Raw genomic sequence first — 20,320 nt, 5'->3', positions numbered from 1 at the left:
ACGTGGCGCAGGAGCTGAACGGGCGACCACGCAAGACGCTCGGCTGGGCCAACCCAGCCGAGCGCCTACGTGATCTACTCACCCTCACGTAGACCACGCGGTGTTGCGAGGACCACGAGAATCCGCCGTCGTCCGCGTCGTAGGCCGTGTGCCGCGACAGGACGACGTCGAACCGGTCGTCGGGGAGCGGCAACCGGCCCTGGGACGCGGTGTGGGCCACGACGGGGATTCCCAGGGGAGCGAGTGCCGTCTGGGCGACGGGAACGTTCGGGGCCCAGCCCTCGGTGGCGTGCGTGTCGGCCGGAAGCACGTCCGCCAGACTCGTGAGGAACTCCCCGCCACCGGTCCCGAGGTCGAGCGCGGAGCGCGCCGCGGCCAACGCCTCGCCGGCGAGCGCCGCGTAGGACCAGGGTGGCTCGACCGTCTCGACGACGCCCGAGAACTCGGTGAACGACCACCCGGCGACGGGTTCGGCGAAGCGCCGGGACCAGCCGGCGAGGAGCTCGTCGGAACCGGTGCGTGACGTCACGACTCCACCGTGTCGCCGTGCGGGCAGCCGGGACAACTGGATTGGTGCACCAGAGCACGCGGGTCGAGACTGCGCGCGTGTGGTGGCGTTGGTACACAGCGCCCGCCTGGTGGCGGGTCCTCGAGTTCACCGTGGTGTTCGGGGCGGTCTACGCGGTGGGCGCCGTCGTCACGGACTCGGGAGGAGCTGCAGGCTCGGTGGTGTGGACCGGTCTCGTCGGCGGTCTCGTCTCCGGTCTGGTCGTCGGGGCTCAGACGGCCGGCGCGCGGGAGCGCTTCGTGCGCGCCCTACCCCCGGGGACGACGCCGGAGCAGGTGCGTGCAGCGGTCCGGGCCAGCCACCGCGGGGCCGTTCCTCACGATCCCGTCGTGCGCGTCGTCACCACGGTCCTCCTGAGGCAGCGGGCGGCGGGGGTGCTGAACGGTCGCCGTTCGTCCGTGGTCGTGGGCGCCGTCGGGGCCGTCGTCGGTGTGGTGCTCGCCCTGACGTCCGGCCCCGGTTGGTGGCTGCTCGCCGCGGTCTTCCTCCACGTGCTGGTCGAGGCGTTCTGGGCTCCCCGCCGTCTGACGGCGCGGCTCGTGGCGGTCGCCGGCGACTGACAGGACGTCAGCCGGCGAGCCGCCGGACGCCGACCCCGTGACGGGTCGCCACGAGTTCGGCCCGGCCGCCGCCGGTGACGGCGACCGCGCCGAAACCGCCGCGCACGGAGCGGGCCTCGAGCACCGGCCGGACTTCGCCGACGCGGCAGTCGTCGCCGAACGCGACCTCCAGGCGGCTGCCGGGGGCGAGCGTCGCCGTCCCGGCCACGGTCAGCGGAGCGCGTCGCCCACCCACGGGGACGTCCAGGACCACGCCCGGGGCCTGCGTGAAGTTCCCGTCCAGCCGCAGGTCGCCGGAGAGCGTGAGCGTCCCCCAGCGCAGGTCGACGTCCCCGCACCCCAGCGCCGACGAGGAACCTGCGACCAGCTCGCCCGCCTCGAGACGCACACCGCCGCGGAAGGAGTTCCGGCCCGTGAGGGCCAGGCGGCCGGATCCGCGCTTGACGAGCCCGCCCGTACCGCCGATGTCGTTGCGCCACGCGTCGGTGGCGTTCAGACCACCTGCGCCCGCGTCCATCGCGACCGTGACGTCGCCGTCGAACCGGCCGTAGCCGTCGGCGGCGTCGAACAGGTTCAGGCGGCCCCACAGTTCCGGGCCGTCCAGGACGGGGTACCCCGCCGGGAGCGCCGTGGTGCACAGCACCTCCCGGCGCTGCGTCGCGTCGAGGTAGGGGTGTCGGGTCTGGAGCAGCACCTCGGCGCCCTTCGGGACGACCATCGGCCGCTGCGGCCCCGTCCGCGGGAAACCGTAGGTGAGGTGGTCCAGGACGGCGGCGCGCGCGCTGTCCCTGTCGAACGCGGAGAACTCCACGAGGCCGGTCGCGTCGAGACCGGTGGCGCGCTCGAAGTACGCGAGCGCGGTCGCGCGGGCGGCCTCCGCCTGCGCCGCGTTGGCGGGGTCGGCAAGTTCCGCGGCGGCCAGCGCGGTGGCGAGCGTCCGGCCGCCGAGCACGTCGAGCGGCGAGTGCATGCCCGCGACGATGCGCAGGTGGGCGCGCTCGAACGCGCGGGCCACGAGCGCCTGGTAGCGCTCCGGCACGGCGTGGGCGAGGGCGAGGGTGGCGAGGAACAGGGCGTTGGTGTGACCGCTGGGGAAACCCCCGTCCGTCTCCGGCGTCGTCGAACGCTGCCGCAGGAGCGTCGGCACGACGACGACGTCCGAGCGGTACTCGGGGTACCCCAGGGCGTCGGTGCGACCGGTCGGCTGCACGGTGCTGTCGGGGGTCAACCGCCACGGCCGTGGGTACTGGAAGGCGTTCTTGCTGGGGTTGCCCGAGGCGAAGGGTCCGCGCAGCGTCTGCACGAGCCGGACGACGTCGCCGAGTTCGGAGTCGACCGAACCGGCGCCGGTCGCCGAGCCCGCGGGTGCCCCGGCGGGGACCGCGTCGTCGACCTTCGTCGGCGGCGTCGTCGCCGGGGCGCGGGTGATGCTGGTGACCGCCAGGCTCCCGGCCAGGTAGGCGGGGGCCAGCGGGCCGAGACCCGCGATGACGGCGTAGCTCTGGTCCTGCCGGTCGACGATGAACGCCTCCGCGGCCTGCTCGGCCGTGCGCGACCGGGTGACCTGGGCGCAGTAGCGGACGTTGCGCCGCAGGACCCCGCGGTCGAGGACCCGGCCGGTGTCCCACGTCGGCCCCGTCTGCCAGTACCGGTTCAGGTCCGACAGGATCCGCACGGCCGCGTTCGTCGCCGCGGTCGTGTTCTCCGGGACGTTCGTGCGGTAGGAGTCGACGAACGCGGCGGCCGCGGTGGGGTTCTGCGCGGCCTGGGCGCTGCGCGCGGGGGTGAGCAGGGCGACGGGGGCCGCGAGTCCGACGGCGAGCAGGCTGCGGCGGGTGGGCGCGGCGGTCGGTGGGATCACGGTCACGGACGGTAAGCGGTTTCCCGTGGGGTGGTCAAGGGTGCGGTGCGGGATCGCTCGGCGTCCGTGGTGTGATCGGCGCGTGGACGCACAGGTGCTCGCCGTCGGCTCCTACACCGCCGCGACCGGGGGTCGCGGACCCGGCCTCGTGCTCGTCGAACGGGATCCCGTGACGGGCCGCCTGGGCCGGCTCGGGGCCGCCGTGGACGTCCCCTCGCCCTCGTTCCTGGCCGCCGGCCCGGACGGCACCGTCCACGCCGCGCACGAGGTGGACGACGGTTTCGTGTCGTCCTGGCGTGTCGGTGGCGGGGCCTGGGAACGGGTGGGCGGGGCTCCCAGTGGTGGGTCGTCGCCGTGCCACCTCACCGTCGTCCCGGGGTTCGTCCTCGCCGCGAACTACGGCGGCGGGGTCGGTGTCCTCGCACTGGCCGGGGGCTCGGTCACCGAACTCCGGCAGACGTTGCGCGGCAGCGGGTCCGGCCCCGACACCGAACGGCAGGAGGCCTCGCACCCGCACTCCACGACGGTCCTGCCCGGGGGTCGCGTCGCCGTCCTCGACCTCGGGACCGACGAGGTCCGGGTCCACGACGTGACGGCGCAGGGGTTGTCCCCCGAACCCGCGCAGGTCCTCGCGCTCACGCCGGGGACGGGCCCCCGGCACGGCGCCCTGGTGCCGGGCCCGGACGGGGACCGGTTCGTCGTCGCCGGCGAGCTCGACGCCACGGTGACGTCGCTCGCGGTCCGGGACGGCCTGCTCGCCGACCCCGTCCGGAACCCCGCGCTCGCCGTGCCCGTCCCCACCGCCGGACGGGTCTACCCCTCGGAGGTCTGCCGCACGCCGTGGGGGCTCGTCGTCGCCAACCGCCGCGCCGAGGTGCTCACGCTGCACGAGGTCGCGGACGGCGTCGCCCGTCCCGTGCGGGACGTCGCGATCGGTGCCGTGAACCCGCGGCACGTCGTCGCCGTGGGACGCCACCTCTACGTCGCCGCGCAGGACTCCGACCAGCTCGTCCACCTCGCCCTCGACGACGACCTCACGGTCGTGGACCGCTCGGTCCTCGAGGTCGGGTCGCCGTCCTGCGTCCTGCCCCTGCCGGCCTGACGGGTCCCCGGCGGTGGCGCAGTGCGAGGAGGGTTCCGACGACGTCGAGGTGCTCACCGGCGGTGGGGTGAACGAGGTCGTCCGCGTCGGCCGCACGGTGCGGCGTCCGACCGGCCCGCACACCCCGCGCGTCCACGACCTGCTGCGCCGGCTGGAACCCCTCGCCGGCGTGCCCCGCGTGCACGGGCTCGCCACCACCCCGGACGGGGAACGGGAGGTCCTCGACTTCCTGCCCGGCACGGTTCCGGGCGGTCTCGTCGGCGACGCCGCCTCCGGGACCGCCCTCCTCTCCGCCGCGGAGTTCCTGCGCGGCTTCCACGACGCGACGGCGCCGTTCGCGGCCGAGCTGCCCCGCGACGGCTGGATGTTCCCGGCCGGCGACCCGGTGGAGGTGGTCGTGCACGGGGACTACGCGCCCTACAACTGCGTCCTGGTCGACGACCGCGTCGCCGGGCTCGTCGACTTCGACACGGCCCGGCCCGGTCCCCGGATCGTCGACGTCGCCACGGGTGCCTACCGCTGGGCGCCCCTGTCCGGGGTCGCCGAGCAGAGCCCCGCCGAGCAGGCCCGCAGGCTCGTGACCTTCTGCGCCGCCTACGGTCTGGACGCGGCCGCTCGCGCGGGGCTGCTGGACGCCGTCGGGGCGGAACTGCACCGGCTGGTCGCGTTCCTGCGGGCGCAGGCGGCCGCCGGCTCGGCCGCGTTCGCCGCCCACGTGGCCGACGGCCACGACCTGCACTACCTCGCCGACGCCGAGCACGTGCAGGTGCACCGGCCCCTGTTCCAGGACGCGCTGGACGCCTGATCGCGCAGATCCCCCCGCGGCGCCCCGGAACCTGCTGAGATGGAGGTCGGTCGCGGGGGCGGCCACGGACCGGGGGGTTTCATCGTGCGTGCGTTGGGGGCGACGCTGGGCGTCGTCGTGCTGTCGACCTCCCTCCTCGTGACGGCCGGGTCGGCGTCCGCGCAGGACCGCCCGGGGCCGTTGCTGGCCTACACCGGCGTCTCCGCCGGACGCGTCGACGGGCTCGACGTCGTCGACACCGGGACCGGCCGGCAGTGGCGCGTGGCCGACGGTCTCACCCACGACGCGAGCTGGTCTCCCGACGGGTCCCGCATCGCCTGGATCGCCTACGGCAGTGGCGGCGGGACGGACGACCTCGGCCGCGTGCAGGTCGCGGCCGCCGACGGGTCCGGCCGCACGCAGGTGGACGACGCGGGCGACTCGCGCTCGCTGGCGTGGAGCCCGGACGGAACGCTCGCCTGGTTCCACCGCAGCGCCTGGAACCCCACCGACTGCTCCGCGGCGGACCGGTTGCGGCGTCCCGACCTCGTGCTGCGCGGCGTCGACGGCACGACGCGGACGTTCGGCACCGTGGCGCCCACGGCCGACGGGCTGCAGTTCTCCCCGGACGGCGCCACCGTCGCCTGGCGCGAGCGCGGCGACGACGTGTGCGCCGCGGCCGGCACCCGCCTCGTCGTCGCGGACGTGGCCACAGGCCGGCAGACCGTCGTGGCCGGAGCCGAGGACACCACGGGCCTGTCGTTCTCCCCGGACTCCACGACCCTCGCCGCGAGCCGTGCCACGGCCGACGGCGGCGACGTCGTGCTCGTCGACCTGGCCACCCGCACGGCGCGCACCGTCGTGACCCCGGAGGCGGGCGAGACGTTCCCGGTGTTCGTCGGCGACGGCACCGACCTCGCCGTCGTGCGCACGACCCCGACCGACCGCACCCTCAGCGTCGTCGACCGCTCGGGCGTCCCCGTCCGCGACCTCGCCGAGCCCCCCGAGTTCGTCGAGGCCCTCGTCGCCTCCACCGACCGCACGTCGGTGCTCGTCGCGGGCCGGTCGCTGCCGTCGGCCGACGGTGCCGTCCAGGACACCCAGCTGTGGCGGCAGCCGCTCGACGGTGCCGCCGCCACGGCGCTCGCCGGCAACGGCCGCGCCGCGGTGTTCGAGGCGGCCGTGTCGTTCCGGTCCGCCGACGCTCCGCACCTGGAGCGCCGGCAGCGTCCCCGTCGCTGAGGGGAGTCAGCGCCCGCGGTGCAGGTCGCGCAGCAGGGCGATCTCCGCGCCGTGGTGGATGGCCTCGCGGTTGATGTGCAGGCACAGTTCCGCCATCGAGTGCTCGGACCAGCCGGGCTCGGCCGCACCGACGGGCCGGGCCAGCCCTGCGGGGTCCAGCGCCGCCACGCCGTCGCGCCAGCCGGCGTACGTGCGGTCCAGCTGGTCCAGTGCCGTCGCGGCGTCACCGGGGTACTCGTGCGTGTCGTAGTCGAACGCCGGTCCGCCGAAGTGCGCCGCGACGCGCATCCCGAACACGCCGACGACGAGGTGACCGATCCGCCAGGCGATCGTCGTCACCGGCGGTGGGTCGGGCTCGGGGAACGCGAAGTCGATCGTGAACGGGCCGGCGCCCGCCGACACCGGTGCCGTGGAGGTCCCGCGCGGACGGACGTTCCACGCCCCGGCCACGGGTTCCCACCGGTACTCCTCGTCCGTGAGCCCTTCCAGCCGCGGGCGCAGCGCCGTGCGCCAGTGCCAGTCGAGCTGCTCGACGAGCTGCCGCCCCCAGTCCACCTGCGTCCCGTGCGCCACGACCGGGGACGGTACGCCCCGTCGCGCCGCCCGACCAGGGGACTGACATGCTCCGCAGGCAGGGCCGCGGACGATCCCGGCCCGTGGACGGGACGAACGGAACGAGGACACGTGGCCGAGGCCTGGGTCGACCTGCTGGACACCGCGCGCCTGACGGCGGTCGTCGACATCGGCGCCAACCCCATCGACGGCGACCCGCCCTACGGGCCCATGCTGCGCGACGGGTTGTGCACCGTGACGGGTTTCGAACCCCAGCCCGAGGCGCTCGCCGAACTCCTAGCGGCGGCGGGACCGAACGAGCGCTACCTCCCGCACGCCGTCGGTGACGGGGGCGAGCACGAGCTCAAGGTCACCTGGATGAACGGGATGACCAGCCTGCTCGAACCCGACGTCGAGCGGCTCTCGACCCTCAACGAGTTCGCCCGCTACGGGGACGTGCTGCAGCGCAGCACGATCGCCACCACCCGGTTGGACGACATCACCGACCTCGGGCCGCTGGACCTGCTGAAGATCGACGTCCAGGGCTCGGAGCTGACGATCTTCCGCAACGGCCGGGACACCCTGTCCGGTGCCGTCGCCGTCCACACCGAGATGTCGTTCGTCCCCCTGTACCGCGACCAGCCGCTCTTCGGCGAGGTCGACGCGGAACTGCGGGCGCAGGGTTTCGTCCTGCACACGTTCGCGGCGCTGAAGAAGTGGCCGATCGCGCCGGGGGTGTTCGACGGGAACATCTTCACCACCCACCAGCAGGCCATCGAGGCGGACGTCGCCTACGTCAAGGACTTCGCCCGCCTCGACGAGCTCGACGCGGAGCAGCTCAAGCACCTCGCGCTGCTGGCCCACCACGTCTACGCCTCGCACGACCTCGCGGTGCGGTGCCTGGCCCAGCTCGTGGACGGCGGAGTGGTGGACGCCGAGGTGCTGACCGCCTACGGCGCGGCGGTGGGCCGTTCCGTGGCGACGAACGGCGTGCGCAGCGACCGCTGAAACCGCGGCCGCCGCTGGTGGTCCTCGTGACCCCACCGGCGCTGCAGGTCGACGTCCTGCGCGGGTTCGGCGGTGACCCCGGGAACCTGCAGGACCGCGGGGTCGGGCCCACCGCGGTGCAGGTCGCGGGTGCGGCGGACCGCGAGGTGCTCCCCGACCCGGACGGGGGCGACCTCCGCGAGGTCGGCCAGCGTCGCACCGGTCAGCACGACGGGACGCTCGAGGTCGACGCGGTAGCGGGCCCGTCCGAGCACGCTCGCCGGGGGTTCTCCGCGGTGCACGCGCGGGTCCTCCAGCACGGCGAGCGCCGCCCCGTCGCGCAGCCAGACCCCCGCGTCGGAACCGGTCAGCACGGACCGGACGGACGCCACGACGTCGGCCACCGCGGCGCCGGTGTCGTCGAGGCGCACGACGACGTCGGGGTGGGACCACACGAGCTGGTCGCCGCGGTTCGCGTGCCCCGGCACGAACCGCGCCAGCGTCAGCCCCTCCACGTTGCGCGACCGCCGGGCCTGCGCGTCGTCGGTGCGGCCCGCGAAGTCCGGCCCGTCGTGCCAGGCGACGGCGTCCGGCACGTGCCGGAACTCCGCGCCGCGCAACCAGCAGCGGTGCGCGAACTCCCAGTCCTCCCCGCCGTAGGCCGAGAACGCCTCCTCGAAACCCCCGACGTCCTCGAACAGGCGGCGCGTGGTGGACAGGACGGCGGAGATCACGAACCGGTAGGCGTCGTCCCCGGCGTCGGCGAGGTCCGCCGTCCGCTCGTACGCCTCCCGCAGCCAGGTGGGTTCGTCGAACTCCCGCGGGACGGGCCCCTGGCCGCCGAACCAGCGGCGGAGGGCGTCCGGTGCGGTGGCGGACAGGTCGGCGTGCCGGCGGCGGCCGACCACGAGGTCCGCCCCGGCCGTGACGGCGCGGACCACCGCCGCGACGTAGCCGGGTTCGGGCACGGTGTCGGCGTCGAGGAAGCACAGGACCTCGCCCCGGGCGGAGGCCGCCCCCAGGTTCCTCGCCGCCGCCGCCCGGAAACCCTCGTCGGCCTGGCGCAGGACGCGCACGGCGTAGGGACGGGGCCCGGGCTCGGGGGCGTCCCGGGAACCGTCGTCGGCGACGAGCACCTCGAGCCGGTCGAGGGGGTGGGTCTGGAGCTCCAGCGCGGTCAGCAGGAGTGCGAGGTCGTGCGGGGCCTCGTAGTGCGGGACGACAACGGACACCAGCGGGGCGATCACACCGGCACCCCGGCGAGGACGGGACGCAGCAGGTCCACGGTGGCGGCGACCGTCGGTCCGGGGACCGTCCCCGGCGGGGCCCAGGTGAGTTCGGGCCGGGCCCACGCCTGCGCCAGCGCCTCGCCGAGCGCCCCGGGTTCGTAGACCCGCAGCGCACCGGGGGAGCGTTCCTCGAGTTCGGTGACGTAGTCGCTGCGGGGGACCAGGGGACGACGCCCCGCGCCCGTCCACGCGTTGATCGACCCGGAGGCCGACAGGTGCTCGTGCGGGGCGACCGGCAGGACCGGGGAGCGCAGGACCGACGGCAGGTCGGCGTCGGGGACGAACCCGGTGACCTCGACCGTCCGCCCCACGGCCCGGGCCTGACCGGCGAGCGCCTCGACGAGGTCCTCGTGCCCGTCCGAGGGGCGGCCGACCGCGGTGAGGCCGGCACCGGCGGGCAGCGCCTCGAGGGCCGCCAGGACCTGGTCGTGCCCCTTGCCGGGGTACAGGTACCCGAGGACCGCGACCGTCCGCAGCGGCGTCGAGGGCGCCGCCGCGGGGGCGTGCGTGAGGTCCGGCACGGGCAGGGGCACGACCGAGCAGGGCACGTCCGCGCCGCACGCCCGCAGCAGGCGCTCCTCGTGCCGGCTCGCCACGACGACGTGCCGTGCCGCCTGCGCCACGCGCCGGTAGGCCTCGCTGCGGCGGGGCAGGTTCCGGACGCCGTCGCTGGCCTGGGGGAGGTCGTGCAGCGTCACCACGACGTCGCGACCGCCGGCCAGGTCGACGAGCACGTCGGCCGCCTCCTCGGGGGACCGGCCGAAGAGCCGGTCGGTGACGTGGACGTGGACGGTGCCGGCGGGCACCCCGCGCAGCGCGGTGGCGAGCCCTTCGACCCCCGGCTGGGCGGGGGCGCGGACGAGGAGCGTGCCGGCGTCGTGCCGCAGGACGTCCCACTGGGCGAGGGCCGCGGCCGTCACCCCGTGCTCGGCGGGACCGACCACGAGCTGGACGAGCGGGGAGGGAGCGGTCCTCACGCGGCCAGCTCCTCGGCCGCCTCGGCGTGCCGGTCCAGCCCGGCCTCGGCCACCCCCGGGTGCTCGGCGTACCAGCGCAGGTGGGCCGCGCGGACGTCGGCATCGCTCGTCGCGACGCCGTGGACGCGCCAGTCGGGACGCCCCGCTCCGGGGATCCCGAGCGCGTCCAGCGTCTGCGGCAGGACCGGGGTGTGGATGCTGTCGAGCAGCGTCCGACCGGGGTCGGGGACCTCCGCGGGCAGCCCGAGCGCGGCGAGGACGCGCCCGGCCAGCCCGCGCAGGACGGGGTTGCCGGGGTGGTTGACCGTCTGCGTCGCCCCGTCGCCGGCGGCCTCGAACAGGTCGACGACGGGCAGCGCGCCGTGCCGTTCCCCGCGGGCGTGCAGCTCCCGCGCCGACAGGTCGCGCACCGCGCGGACGGCGCGCGCGGACGGCACCTCGGGCAGTTCCGGACGGCCCGCGGCCAGCGTCAGCGTGCGCAGGTCGTGGTAGGGCACGACCGGCGGTTCCCCGGCGCCGGGAGACCGCACGATGACCTGGAACGGGTGCAGCGCAGCCCACCGGAGCACCGGGACGACGACGAGACGCGGCCGCCGCGGTGCGCGGGCGAGGAGTTCGGCGGTGCCCAGCGGCAGGTCGCGGTAGCCGTCGCGCACGGGCTGGGACACGAGGACGTCGACCTCGTCGAGGACCCGCTGCAGGCGGGGCAGGTCCTCGGCCGTGAGTTCGTGGACGGGCGGGACGCGGACCGTCCGCACCTGCCCGGTCCCCTCGAGCAGCACCCGCGTCGACTCCGCCTGGCAGTTGCCGTGCACGAGGACCAGGGGACGGTCGTCCCGCACCAGCGGGAGCAGGCCGTGGAAGTGGGCGTAGTGCTGCTGCCGTCCGGTCACGTCCCGCACCCTAGGGGCCCCCGCGAGGGTGCACCGGGTGAGCCACCGCACGCGGAGGTGGCGAGGACGTGCTTGCATCTGCAGGTGCCCCGTCCACTGCCGACCCCGCCGACCGCGACCGCGGCGCGACGGCTCACGGTCGCCGTGCTGGGGCCGAGCCGCTTTCCCGTCGCCGAACCGTACGTCGGTGGTCTGGAGTCGTTCGTCGGCGGTCTCGTCGCAGCCCTGCGCGCCCGCGGGCACCGCGTGCTGCTCTTCGCGGCTGCGGGATCGACCGGCGCGCAGCCGGAGGTGCTGGCGGGCGGGGGCTGGGAACCCGACGAGCTGTCGCGGCAGGACCCGTCGATGCCGGCCGAGGCGTTCCTGCGCGAGCACCACGCCCACCTCGCCGTCCTGAACGCGCTGCGCACCACGTACGCCGGCGAGGTCGACGTCGTGCACAACAACTCCCTGCACCACCTGCCGCTGACCCTGTCCTCGACGTTGCCGGTCCCGACGGTGACCACGCTGCACACGCCGCCGACGCCGTGGCTGACCGCGGCGCTCGCGGCCGGGGGTTCCTCGCACGCCTTCACGGCCGTCAGCCGGTTCACGGCCCGGCAGTGGGCACCGTGGGTGGGGTCGGCCGACGTCGTGCACAACGGCGTCGACCCCGGCCGGTGGCGCCTCGGCCCCGGCGGCGGCGGGCTCCTGTGGTTCGGCCGGCTGGTGCCGGAGAAGGCGCCGCACCTGGCGGTGGACGCCGCGGCCCGCGCCGGTCACCACCTGCACCTCGTCGGCCCTGCGCTCGACGAGGAGTACTTCGCCGCGCAGATCGCGCCGCGGCTCGGCCGGGACGTGACGTGGCACGGGCACCTCGGGGGAGCGGACCTGTCGGCCGCCGTGGGCCGCGCCGACGCGGTGCTCGTCACCCCGGTGTGGGACGAGCCGTTCGGCCTCGTCGCGGCGGAGGCGGCCATGAGCGGGACCGCCGTCGTCGCCTTCGACCGGGGAGGCATCAGCGAAGTGCTGCGCCCCAACGTGGGTGAGCCCGCGGGGGTGCCCGCCGGGTTCGTCGTGCCGGCCGACGACGTCGCCGCGATGGCCGCCGCGATCCCGGCCGCGCTCGCGCTGGACCGTTCCGGCGTGCGGACGGCGGCGCTGGCCCACCTGTCGGTGGCGACCATGGTCGGCCGCTACGAGGCCGTGCTGCGGACGGCCGTCGACGGTCCCGCCGCGAGGGGTGCGGGAACCCCCCGCGGGGTCGCGGCCGTCCAGGACCGCGTCGCGGCGTCGTAGTCGACGAGGCCCGCGGCGCGGAACTGCTCGAGCCAGCCCGTCATGGGCCACCACCCCCACCGACGGTGGAACACCGCGCCGTTGCGCAGGATCGCCGCGACGTGCTGCACGGGCGGGTTCCGCGTCGGGTGGTGCTGGTGGAACGCCTCGGCGCCGCCGACCCAGAACAGCGCACCCCCGAGTTCCCGCACGGTGGCGGCGACGTCGGTGTCCTCGCCACCGTAGCCGCGGAACTCCTCGCAGAAACCCCCGAACGACGCCCAGTCGGCGGCGGTCACGGCGAACGACAACGACCAGAACAACCACCACTGCGACTCCGAGGCGCGCACGACCTCGCCCGGGGCCGGAGCCGGTCGCGCGGCGTGCGGTTCTGCGGCCCCGGGGAGCCGGTCGAGGTCGGTGGCGTCGTGGACCCGGACCTCCGGGGGCAGGTACGCCACGGGGCCGCAGAGCAACCGCGGTCCGGGAACGTCGGCCACACGGTGGGCGGCGTCCTCGTAGGCCCCGACGAGTCCTGGTGCGGGGACGCAGTCGACGTCGAGCAGGACGAGGAGGTCGGCGCCGAGGGCCGTCGCCGTGCCCGCCGCGGCGTTCCGGGCCGCGGCCAGGGGAAGTTCACCGTCGGCGGCGACGGGGACGTCGAGGACGACGCGCCGCGTCCCCTCCGCCGCGGGAACGGAGTCGAGCACCGCGCGGATCCCGGGATCGCCCATGGCCGCCACGACGTGCCAGGCCGGTGGCCGCCGGGACCGGGCCAGGCCGAGGAGCTGCCCGCGCAGGTGGTCGTGGCGCCCGGAGACGATCGTCAGGACGGCGGTCCGCCGGCCGTTCACGCGGGAACCCCGGCACGGTCGGCCGCGCTGTCGAGGTAGGCGGCCGCGCGTTCGGCCCCGTCCCCGGGAGCCCAGCGCCGCCAGGGGCCCGGCCCCACGGATCGGGCCTGGCGCAGCAGGTCCGGCCACCGGTCCGCGGCCGGCCAGCCGTCGACCGCGACGAGTCCCTCGGCCCGCAGGAGGTCCACCCGGCGCAACTGCTCGTCGAAGGGCCGTTCCTGCGCGACCACGACGGCGGGGCGCCGGGCCGCGGCGACCTCCGCGACGGCGTTGTGGCCGCCGTGCACGACGACGACCTCGGCCCGTTGCAGCGCGGACCAGACGTCTTCTCCCGCAGCGCCTCCGGTCGCGCCGGTGGTGAGGGGGGACCCCGGCACGCGGAACTCCCACGTCCACCCCGGGGTCGCCGCCTGCGCCGCGTGGAACTGCTCGTCGGTGACGTCGCGGCCACCGCTGCCCCACAGGACGAGGACGGTTCCGGGCCGCGTCGCCGCAGGGGAGGTCGGCCGGCCGTCGAACCGGGAGAACGCGCCCACGTGGACGACCGGGGACCTGGCGGGGTCCTGCTCGGCCACGGGCGGGCCGGGCCACGGCGCCAGCAGGGCGCGTGCGACGTCGCGACCGAGCCGGTGCGCGGGGTCGTGGCGGTCGCCGAGCATCGCGGCGACGACGACGGGAACCCCGCACAACCGGACCAGCGTGGTCACCTCCACCGAGACGTCGGTGACGAACAACCGGGGTCGGTGGGTCGCGATCCAGGCCGCGATCGTGGCGTGCCGTTCCTGCAACCCGGGGTGGTGTTCGGGAACCCAGTGCAGCCGGCCGCCCGCCGTCGCCGAGGTGCGGTCCAGGGGTGGGGTGTCGTCGCGTTCCAGCGGAACCCAGTCGCCGTGGAAACCGGCCGGCCTGGGTGCGGAGCTGAACGCCGTCACGGGCGTCCGCAGGTGCCGGGTCACGGCGACGAGCCGTTGCAGGTGCCCGGCGCCGTGGTGGTGGACGTACCAGCCGATCACGCGGGCACCACCGCTCCGGACTGCGCAGCACGGTGAGCGGTCAGCGTGCGGTACAGCTGGAGGTGCTCGCGGGCCACGTCGAGACGCTGCCTGCGCCGGGCGTCGGGCGTCGCCGCCGCACCGGGAACCCCGAGGAGCGCGTGGCGCAACGCCCGGGTCACGGCGTCCGGGTCGGCCAGGTCGGCCTGGACGAGCGGTTGCTGCTCGTGCAGGAAACCCACCCGGTCGGCGAGCACGACGGTGCCGAGGTCGTGGCACAGTTCCAGCCAGCCGGAGTGCGTCCCGTGCCCGTAGGCCAGCACGGACACGTCCAGGCCGCGCAGGTACTCCTCGAGCTCGTCGTCGTCGAACCGGTGGCGCACGTGGACCTGCGCCGTCCCCTCGTCCGCGGCGTCCCGCAACCATGCCGCGAGGTCGGCGTCGTACCGTGGGAAACCCGGGTCGAGGGCCTCGGTGTGGACGTCCACGCGCACGGTGGTGGGGGTTCCCGTGTCGGTCAGACGCCGCGATGCGACGACCAGGGAACGCAGCACGGGCAGGGCGCGCAGGTTGGCACGCAGGCTCTTCAGGTGCAGACCGACCACGCGTGGGGACCCCGGGCTCCGGGGGAGGCCGATGCGGTCGAGGGGGGCGACGTGGGGGTGCGCCACGACGACCGGTCGCCGGCCCCACCGCTCCTGCACCTGCGCCGCGGCACCCGGCGTCAACGTCACGAGACCGTCCGCCGCGGGCACCAGGACGTCGAGGAGCCCGGTGTAGGGGCGCTGGTCGCGCAGGTGCGGGTTCTGCAGGTCGTGGACCGTGAGGACGAGGGTCCGATCCGTCACCCGCAGCGCGTCGACGAGGGCCTGCAGCTGCGCCGGGGTGCGCCCCTCGAACCCGAAGTGCAGGTGCAGGACGTCGAACTCGCCCGCGTGGGCCAGGACCCAATCCGCCTCCAGGGCGCGGGAGGGGTGCCAGCCCGGGCCCGTCGGAGTGCCGTCGTCGACGACGACGACCCCCGGCACGCGGTCGTCCTGGAGGTGGTCGACGTAGCCGTGGGCACGGGGCACGTGCAGCACCCGGACGGGCGCAGGGCAGGGTTCGGACACGGTGGGGCTCCCGAGCAGGACGGTGGTGCGGGTCGGAGGTGCGGCCCGCTGCTGGAGCCGTCCCGGGGAGGGCCATTCAACCGCGCGCGGTGCGTGATCGCTCAGCGCGGGGAACGGCGCAGGACCATGAGGGTCAGGTCGTCGGTGGGCCCGTCGCCCACGTGGTCGCCGACCGCCGCCAGGACGGCGTCGGCGACGTCGTCGGGGCTCGCGGAGGCCTTGTCCCGCAGCCCGTCCAGGGCGGCGAGGAGGCGGTCGTCGCCGAAGAGCTCGTGCGTCGGCGAGGCCGCCTCGGTGACGCCGTCGGTGTAGAGGACGAGGTGCTCGCCCGCGGCGAGGTCGACGGGTGTCTCGCGCAGGTCGGGGTCGGGGAAGGGCCCCAGGAGCATCCCGGGAGCACCCACCATCCGGCTCGGCCCGGCCACGGGCACGAGGACGGGACGAGGGTGGCCGGCCAGGCACAGGTCCACGGCGCGACCGGGCTCGGGGGGCAGGCGCACGGCGGCGACGGTGGCGAACCGGTCGCCGAGGGTGTCGTGCACCGCGCCGCCCACGTGGCGCAGCGCGTCCGCCGGCCCGGAGACGACCCCGAGGACACCGCGGACCGCCCACCGCAGGGCGGCCGTCGTGGCGGCTGCGGCGGGGCCGCGCCCGGACACGTCGCCGATGACGGCGACGGCCTCACCGGACGTGAGGACGCGCAGGTCGTAGAAGTCGCCGCTCACCTCGCCGCGGCTGCCGTCGGCGCGCGAGGCGGGTCGGTAGCGCACGGCGACCTCCCACCCGGGGACGTCGGGGAGTTCCTGCGGCACGAGCTGCTGCTGCAGGTGGTCCGCGAGTTCGGCAGCCTCGGCCTGGACCGCGTCGCGCGCGGCCTGCGCCTGCACGCGAGCGGTGACGTCCTGCTGCACGGCGACGTAGTAGCGGACGGCGCCGGTCGCGTCCGGCAGCGGGCTCAAGGCCAGTTCGTTGCAGAACACCGAACCGTCCCGGCGCCGGTTCGGGATGAGGACCGTCCCGCCGGCGCGGCGTTCGATGAGCGAGCGGATCTGCGCTGCAGGAGTGCGGACGTCGTACCCGCGGTCGGACAGGCCGTCCTGCAGGAAACGGCAGTTCCGTCCGACGGTCTGCGACGCGTCGTACCCCGTCGTCCGGGTGAACGCCTCGTTGACCCACACCACGGGTTCGTCGGGAAGGCTCACGTCCGCGACGCAGACAGCTTGCTCCGCAGCACGGAGGGCGGACACGAGCAGTGCGTCCAGGCCGCCGGGATCGGCGGCCACGGTCGGCCCCCGCCCCTCACGGGCGGGGGCCTGCGACCGCCTCACTTGTCGTGCAGCGCGTCCTTGGCCTTCTCGGTCTCCTGGCGCGCCGCACCCATCGCCTGGTCCTTCTGACCCTGGGCGATCTGTTCCTGGTCGTCCGTGCGCTTGCCGACGGCCTCCTCGGCCTTGCCGACGGTCTGCTGGACGACGTTCTTGGCCTTGTCAACGAAGGACATGACCGCTCCTTTTCGACGGTGAGTGCCGTTGTCGGCAGTGCCACCCTAGGAACGGTTCGGGGAGCGCGCACCCGGAGATGCGACGGGAAGCATCGGGCGGTCCCGGGGCGTTGTGAGGGGTGGACGAGAGCGGCCCGCGACGGGCCGCCGATCCCCGAGTCCCTGGAGGAACCCGATGACCGATCTGCAGTGGCGTGTCGTGGTGGCGGCCGACGAGGCCGGTGTCTCGTACAAGGACGCGATCAAGGCCGACCTGCTGGAGGACCCCCGGGTCAAGGAGGTCATCGACGTCGGCGTGAACGCCGACACGGACAAGACCGCCTACCCGCACGTGGCCGTCGCCGCGGCCCGCAAGATCGCCGCGGGTGAGGCCGACCGCGGGATCCTCGTGTGCGGGACGGGCATGGGCGTGGCCATCGCGGCCAACAAGGTGCCGGGCATCCGCGCCTCGGTCGCCCACGACTCCTTCTCGGTGGAGCGGCTGGTGCTGTCCAACGACGGCCAGGTCCTGACGCTGGGCGAGCGGGTCATCGGCAAGGAGCTGGCGCGGCGGCTGGCCAAGGAGTTCCTCGGCTACGTCTTCGACTCCTCCAGCGCCTCGGCCGCCAAGGTCGACGCCATCACGGGGTACGAGACCGGCGCCACCGACGGGGAGACCTCGGCGTCCTCCTGCTGACCCGCCCCGACCGCGCCGCCGCTCCGGGGTGACAGGATGCGCCCCGGAGGCGCGCGCGAGGAGGCGGACGTGGGTGGTGTTCAGGAGCTGCTGCTCGGCGTCGACATCGGCACCGGCAGCAGCAAGGGCGTCCTGACGACGCTCGACGGCCGGGTGCTGGCGCGCTCGTCCCGGCGGCACCGCACCGACCACCCGCGCCCGGGCTACGTCGAGCACGACGCCGACGCTGTCTGGTGGGGCGACTTCTGCGCGATCGCGCGCGAGCTGACCGGCCGCGCGGACGACCCCTCCGACGTCGCGCACGGTCGTGTCGTGGCCGTCGGGACCAGCGGGATCGGGCCCACGGTCCTGCTGGCGGACGAGCACGGGAGACCGCTGCGCCCGGCGGTGCTGTACGGCGTCGACACCCGTTCCCTCGCCGAGGCCGTGGCGCTCGAGGAGCGGTACGGCGTCGAAGACCTGTTGCAGCGCTGCGGTTCCCGCATGTCGACGCAGGCCGCGGGCGGCAAGCTGGAGTGGCTGCGTCGTCACGAGCCCGAGGTGTTCTCCCGCGCCCGGCACTTCTTCATGTCGAACTCCTACCTCGCCTTCCGGCTGACGGGGGAGTACGTGCTGGACCAGCACTCGGCGAGCCAGACGACCCCCCTCTACGACCGGCACGCGGCGGCCTGGATCGAGGACCGGTGCGCCGAGGTCGCGCCCGGTGTGCCGATGCCGCGGTTGGTGTGGCCGTCGGAACGGGTGGGGACCGTCACCGCGGAGGCCGCGGCCGAGACGGGCATCCCCGCGGGGACGCCCGTCGCCGCCGGCACGTGCGACGCGTGGGCCGAGGCCGAGAGCGTCGACGTCGGTCGACCCGGCGACCTCATGGTCATGTACGGCTCCACGACGTTCTTCATCGCCGTGACCGACGGCCCCCGCGTCCACCCGTCGCTGTGGGGGACCACCGGTGCGCGGCCGGGGCAGAGCAACCTCGCGGCGGGCATGGCCAGCTCCGGCAGCGCCGTCGAGTGGTGGCGCGAGACGATCGGCTCGCCCGAGGTCGCCGAGCTCGTCGCCGAGGCCGCGGCGGCCCCGCCGGGGTCCAACGGGGTGCTGGCCCTGCCGTACTTCGCGGGCGAGCGCACCCCCTTCGCCGACGCCGACGCCCGCGGGGCGCTCCTGGGGCTGACGCTGCGGACGACGCGCGGCGAGGTCGACCGCGCCCTGCTGGAGGCGACGGCCTACGGCGTGCGCCACAACCTGGACGAGATGCGCGCCGCCGGTGTCGACATCCGCCGCGTGGTCGCCGTCGGGGGCGGGACGGGCTCGGCGCTGTGGCCGCAGATCGTCACCGACGTCACGGGTCTGCAGCAGGAACTGCCCGCCGAGCGCATCGGCGCCTCCCTCGGCGACGCCAAGTTCGCCGCGGTGGCCCTGGGGGCCGTCGACGTCGACGCCACCTGGAACAGCGTCGAGTCGACCACGGAACCCGATCCCGCCGCGGCCGAGGTCTACGCCGGGCTCTACCCGGCCTACCGTGCCCTGCACGAGGCGACGGCCCAGCTGCAGCACCAGCTGTCCGCCCTGGAGCGCCGTACCCGCACCTGAGGGCCCGGAGGGGGGTGGGTCAGGCGGCGGCGAGCAGAGCGGTCGCCGTCGCCGGGTCGGTGACGAGGTGGTTGAAGAACCCGCCCCTCGCCCCGGCCAGGACGCTCGGCACCTTCAGCGTCCCGTAGGCGACGGCGATGCGGTCCGGCACCCGGCGCAGCACCTCGAGGGGGATCGCGATGAGGCGGTCGGAACCGTCGTAGTCGATCTCCCGGCCGTCCGCGTCGTAGAAGCGCGAGGCGACGTCACCCACGGAGTCCCGCAGGGGCGCCTGTTCCGTCGGGACGAACCCGGGGATCGACGACCGTTGCAGCGGAGGCGCTCCGACGCCCATGACGGCGCAGCGCCCAGTCTCCCACAGGTTCGCGAACCGCTTGAACTCCGCGTCGGCGACGAGGCTGCGCCGCAGGGCACGTCCCGGGAACGCGGGGGCGTACAGGAACCGGGGCGTTCCGCCGACGCCCACGGCGACGCGCCGGGCGATCTCGTTCGTCTGGTACCAGGGCTCGGGTTCGTCCTGCCCGCCCACCATGGGAGCGACGACGACGCGCGGCAAGGTCGGCAGTTCGCGCTGCGCGATGTCGTACACGGTGCGCCCGGAGGAGACCAGGAGGACGTCCCCCTCGGCCAGTCCCACACCGGCCAGGACGCGCGACAGGACGGGGGAGACGGCCTCGGCCAGGTGGGCGCTGCTCGTGGGTGCCGTCAGGTGGACGGCCGTCAGGCCGAGGGCGTCGCGCAGGCGCTCCGCGAGGTCGCCGGGATCCTCCTCGGGCAGGGGCAGCACCTCGATGCGGACGAGACCGCGGTCCCGGGCCTCCTGCAGCAGGCGGCTCACCGTGGCGCGGGAGGTGCCGAGCCGTTCCGCGATCTCGGCCTGGGTCGCGTCCTGCAGGTAGTACAACGTCGCCGCCGTGTGGGCGAGGGCGAGCGGGAACCGGCCGTCTCCTTTGGCCACCTGGCACCTCCTGGTTCGGATCACCGTACTTCGTCCCCGCGCCCCGGCGGGGTGCTCGGGTGAGGATGACCGGCGTGCTGACGGAAGCGGACGTGGCGTGCTGGTTGCTCAAGTCCTCCGGCCGTCCGGCGGAGCTCCCGGACGGACCCGCCGCAGGTGCCGTCGTGCTGTCGCGGTGCCTGCGACGCAGCTACCGGCTCGGGCTCCTGCGCGTGGGACAGCCCTGCGTCCTGTGGGTCAGCGGCCGGGTCGACCCGGGGGTGGCCGCCGTCGGGCGCATCGCCTCGCACGTGCGGGAGGAGGGCGGTGGACCCGCCGTCGACGTCGAGCTGACGGCGCTCGCGGACGTCGTCCCGCGCGCCGAGCTGCTCCTCGACCCTGCTGTCGGATCCGCCGAGGTCCTGCGGATGCCCGCGGGCAGCAACCCCTCGCACCTGCGGCCGCGGGAGTGGGCAGCGCTGTCCCGTCGCCTGTGAACAGACGTGCTGGACATCTGTGCAGAGTCGCCGTACGGTCGGGCCCGACCGAGGATGGTGCCCGACGACGTCGGGCGGACCTGCGAGGG

20 protein-coding genes and 1 pseudogene are annotated in these 20,320 nt (G+C 75.3%); 9 read left to right on the top strand and 12 right to left on the bottom strand.

Going from position 1 to position 20,320, the window contains the following annotated elements; genetic code table 11:
- Window positions 1–157: 157 nt before the first annotated feature.
- Window positions 158–310 (bottom strand): annotated as a pseudogene (locus AB1207_RS04155) (hypothetical protein); the annotation flags it as partial.
- A 296-nt stretch (window positions 311–606) separates the two neighbouring features.
- Here AB1207_RS04155 and AB1207_RS04150 point away from each other — a divergent pair.
- Entirely contained in the window at window positions 607–1,128 is a 522-nt protein-coding gene (locus AB1207_RS04150; RefSeq protein ID WP_367636514.1) for a hypothetical protein, read from the top strand.
- A 7-nt stretch (window positions 1,129–1,135) separates the two neighbouring features.
- Here the strand turns inward: AB1207_RS04150 and AB1207_RS04145 are convergent, their stop codons facing one another.
- The gene (locus AB1207_RS04145) at window positions 1,136–2,989 is read right to left on the bottom strand and encodes a phosphatase PAP2 family protein (protein WP_437178857.1); all 1,854 of its coding nucleotides are present in this window, start codon (window positions 2,987–2,989) and stop codon (window positions 1,136–1,138) included.
- Window positions 2,990–3,071: 82 nt separating this feature from the next.
- Between AB1207_RS04145 and AB1207_RS04140 the strand changes: the two genes are divergently transcribed.
- Genes AB1207_RS04140 through AB1207_RS04130 form a run of 3 tightly spaced genes read left to right on the top strand, consistent with a single transcriptional unit; the run spans window position 3,072 to window position 6,117 of the window.
- The gene (locus AB1207_RS04140) at window positions 3,072–4,091 is read left to right on the top strand and encodes a lactonase family protein (protein ID WP_367636513.1); all 1,020 of its coding nucleotides are present in this window, start codon (window positions 3,072–3,074) and stop codon (window positions 4,089–4,091) included.
- A gap of 13 nt (window positions 4,092–4,104) precedes the next feature.
- Window positions 4,105–4,896: a phosphotransferase gene (locus tag AB1207_RS04135; RefSeq protein WP_367636512.1), complete on the top strand. Its 792-nt coding sequence runs from the start codon at window positions 4,105–4,107 to the stop codon at window positions 4,894–4,896.
- A gap of 39 nt (window positions 4,897–4,935) precedes the next feature.
- A complete protein-coding gene (locus AB1207_RS04130) occupies window positions 4,936–6,117 on the top strand; it encodes a TolB-like translocation protein (RefSeq protein WP_367636511.1) in 1,182 nt (393 codons plus the stop codon).
- A 6-nt stretch (window positions 6,118–6,123) separates the two neighbouring features.
- Here the strand turns inward: AB1207_RS04130 and AB1207_RS04125 are convergent, their stop codons facing one another.
- Complete coding sequence (locus tag AB1207_RS04125; protein ID WP_367636535.1) at window positions 6,124–6,672, bottom strand: DinB family protein; 549 nt, start codon at window positions 6,670–6,672, stop codon at window positions 6,124–6,126.
- Window positions 6,673–6,801: 129 nt separating this feature from the next.
- On the opposite strand from AB1207_RS04125, the gene AB1207_RS04120 reads away from it, so the two are divergent.
- Complete coding sequence (locus AB1207_RS04120) at window positions 6,802–7,677, top strand: FkbM family methyltransferase (protein ID WP_367636510.1); 876 nt, start codon at window positions 6,802–6,804, stop codon at window positions 7,675–7,677.
- On the opposite strand, the gene AB1207_RS04115 is transcribed toward AB1207_RS04120, so the two are convergent.
- From AB1207_RS04115 to AB1207_RS04105, 3 genes are read right to left on the bottom strand one after another with little or no spacing between them, the layout of a single operon-like run.
- Complete coding sequence (locus tag AB1207_RS04115; RefSeq protein WP_367636509.1) at window positions 7,620–8,903, bottom strand: glycosyltransferase family 2 protein; 1,284 nt, start codon at window positions 8,901–8,903, stop codon at window positions 7,620–7,622. The two genes, AB1207_RS04120 and AB1207_RS04115, sit on opposite strands and share 58 nt — an antisense overlap.
- Window positions 8,900–9,922 carry a glycosyltransferase family protein gene (locus AB1207_RS04110; RefSeq protein ID WP_367636508.1) on the bottom strand — a complete coding sequence of 341 codons (1,023 nt, stop codon included), beginning with the start codon at window positions 9,920–9,922 and terminating at the stop codon, window positions 8,900–8,902. The genes AB1207_RS04115 and AB1207_RS04110 overlap by 4 nt, the downstream gene beginning before the upstream one ends.
- Window positions 9,919–10,815, bottom strand: a complete 897-nt coding sequence (locus AB1207_RS04105; protein WP_367636507.1) for a WcbI family polysaccharide biosynthesis putative acetyltransferase — start codon at window positions 10,813–10,815, stop codon at window positions 9,919–9,921. The genes AB1207_RS04110 and AB1207_RS04105 overlap by 4 nt, the downstream gene beginning before the upstream one ends.
- Window positions 10,816–10,899: 84 nt before the next feature.
- On the opposite strand from AB1207_RS04105, the gene AB1207_RS04100 reads away from it, so the two are divergent.
- Complete coding sequence (locus AB1207_RS04100) at window positions 10,900–12,093, top strand: glycosyltransferase (protein WP_367636506.1); 1,194 nt, start codon at window positions 10,900–10,902, stop codon at window positions 12,091–12,093.
- Here AB1207_RS04100 and AB1207_RS04095 read toward each other — a convergent pair.
- The 5 genes from AB1207_RS04095 to AB1207_RS04075 form a co-directional block, all read right to left on the bottom strand.
- Window positions 11,991–12,926 (bottom strand): glycosyltransferase family 2 protein, encoded by a 936-nt coding sequence (locus tag AB1207_RS04095; RefSeq protein WP_367636505.1) that lies wholly within the window; start codon window positions 12,924–12,926, stop codon window positions 11,991–11,993. The two genes, AB1207_RS04100 and AB1207_RS04095, sit on opposite strands and share 103 nt — an antisense overlap.
- Window positions 12,923–13,939, bottom strand: a complete 1,017-nt coding sequence (locus tag AB1207_RS04090; RefSeq protein ID WP_367636504.1) for a hypothetical protein — start codon at window positions 13,937–13,939, stop codon at window positions 12,923–12,925. The genes AB1207_RS04095 and AB1207_RS04090 overlap by 4 nt, the downstream gene beginning before the upstream one ends.
- Complete coding sequence (locus AB1207_RS04085; RefSeq protein ID WP_367636503.1) at window positions 13,936–15,030, bottom strand: glycosyltransferase family 1 protein; 1,095 nt, start codon at window positions 15,028–15,030, stop codon at window positions 13,936–13,938. The genes AB1207_RS04090 and AB1207_RS04085 overlap by 4 nt, the downstream gene beginning before the upstream one ends.
- A gap of 101 nt (window positions 15,031–15,131) precedes the next feature.
- On the bottom strand, window positions 15,132–16,277 hold the full coding sequence (locus AB1207_RS04080; RefSeq protein ID WP_367636534.1) for a PP2C family protein-serine/threonine phosphatase: 1,146 nt from the start codon (window positions 16,275–16,277) through the stop codon (window positions 15,132–15,134).
- Window positions 16,278–16,354: 77 nt separating this feature from the next.
- Window positions 16,355–16,531 carry a CsbD family protein gene (locus AB1207_RS04075; protein ID WP_367636502.1) on the bottom strand — a complete coding sequence of 59 codons (177 nt, stop codon included), beginning with the start codon at window positions 16,529–16,531 and terminating at the stop codon, window positions 16,355–16,357.
- 175 nt (window positions 16,532–16,706) lie between these two features.
- Between AB1207_RS04075 and AB1207_RS04070 the strand changes: the two genes are divergently transcribed.
- Complete coding sequence (locus AB1207_RS04070; protein WP_367636501.1) at window positions 16,707–17,207, top strand: ribose-5-phosphate isomerase; 501 nt, start codon at window positions 16,707–16,709, stop codon at window positions 17,205–17,207.
- Window positions 17,208–17,276: 69 nt separating this feature from the next.
- Window positions 17,277–18,797: an FGGY-family carbohydrate kinase gene (locus AB1207_RS04065; protein ID WP_367636500.1), complete on the top strand. Its 1,521-nt coding sequence runs from the start codon at window positions 17,277–17,279 to the stop codon at window positions 18,795–18,797.
- A gap of 19 nt (window positions 18,798–18,816) precedes the next feature.
- On the opposite strand, the gene AB1207_RS04060 is transcribed toward AB1207_RS04065, so the two are convergent.
- The gene (locus tag AB1207_RS04060) at window positions 18,817–19,755 is read right to left on the bottom strand and encodes a sugar-binding transcriptional regulator (RefSeq protein WP_367636499.1); all 939 of its coding nucleotides are present in this window, start codon (window positions 19,753–19,755) and stop codon (window positions 18,817–18,819) included.
- A 74-nt stretch (window positions 19,756–19,829) separates the two neighbouring features.
- Between AB1207_RS04060 and AB1207_RS04055 the strand changes: the two genes are divergently transcribed.
- Window positions 19,830–20,231, top strand: coding sequence for a hypothetical protein (locus tag AB1207_RS04055; protein ID WP_367636498.1), 402 nt, complete (start codon window positions 19,830–19,832; stop codon window positions 20,229–20,231).
- Window positions 20,232–20,320: the final 89 nt, after the last annotated feature.

The sequence above is a fragment of the Kineococcus endophyticus genome, from assembly GCF_040796495.1.
GTDB classification, from domain to species: Bacteria; Actinomycetota; Actinomycetes; order Actinomycetales; family Kineococcaceae; genus Kineococcus; species Kineococcus endophyticus.
This window is presented reverse-complemented; position numbering and strand designations above follow the sequence as displayed.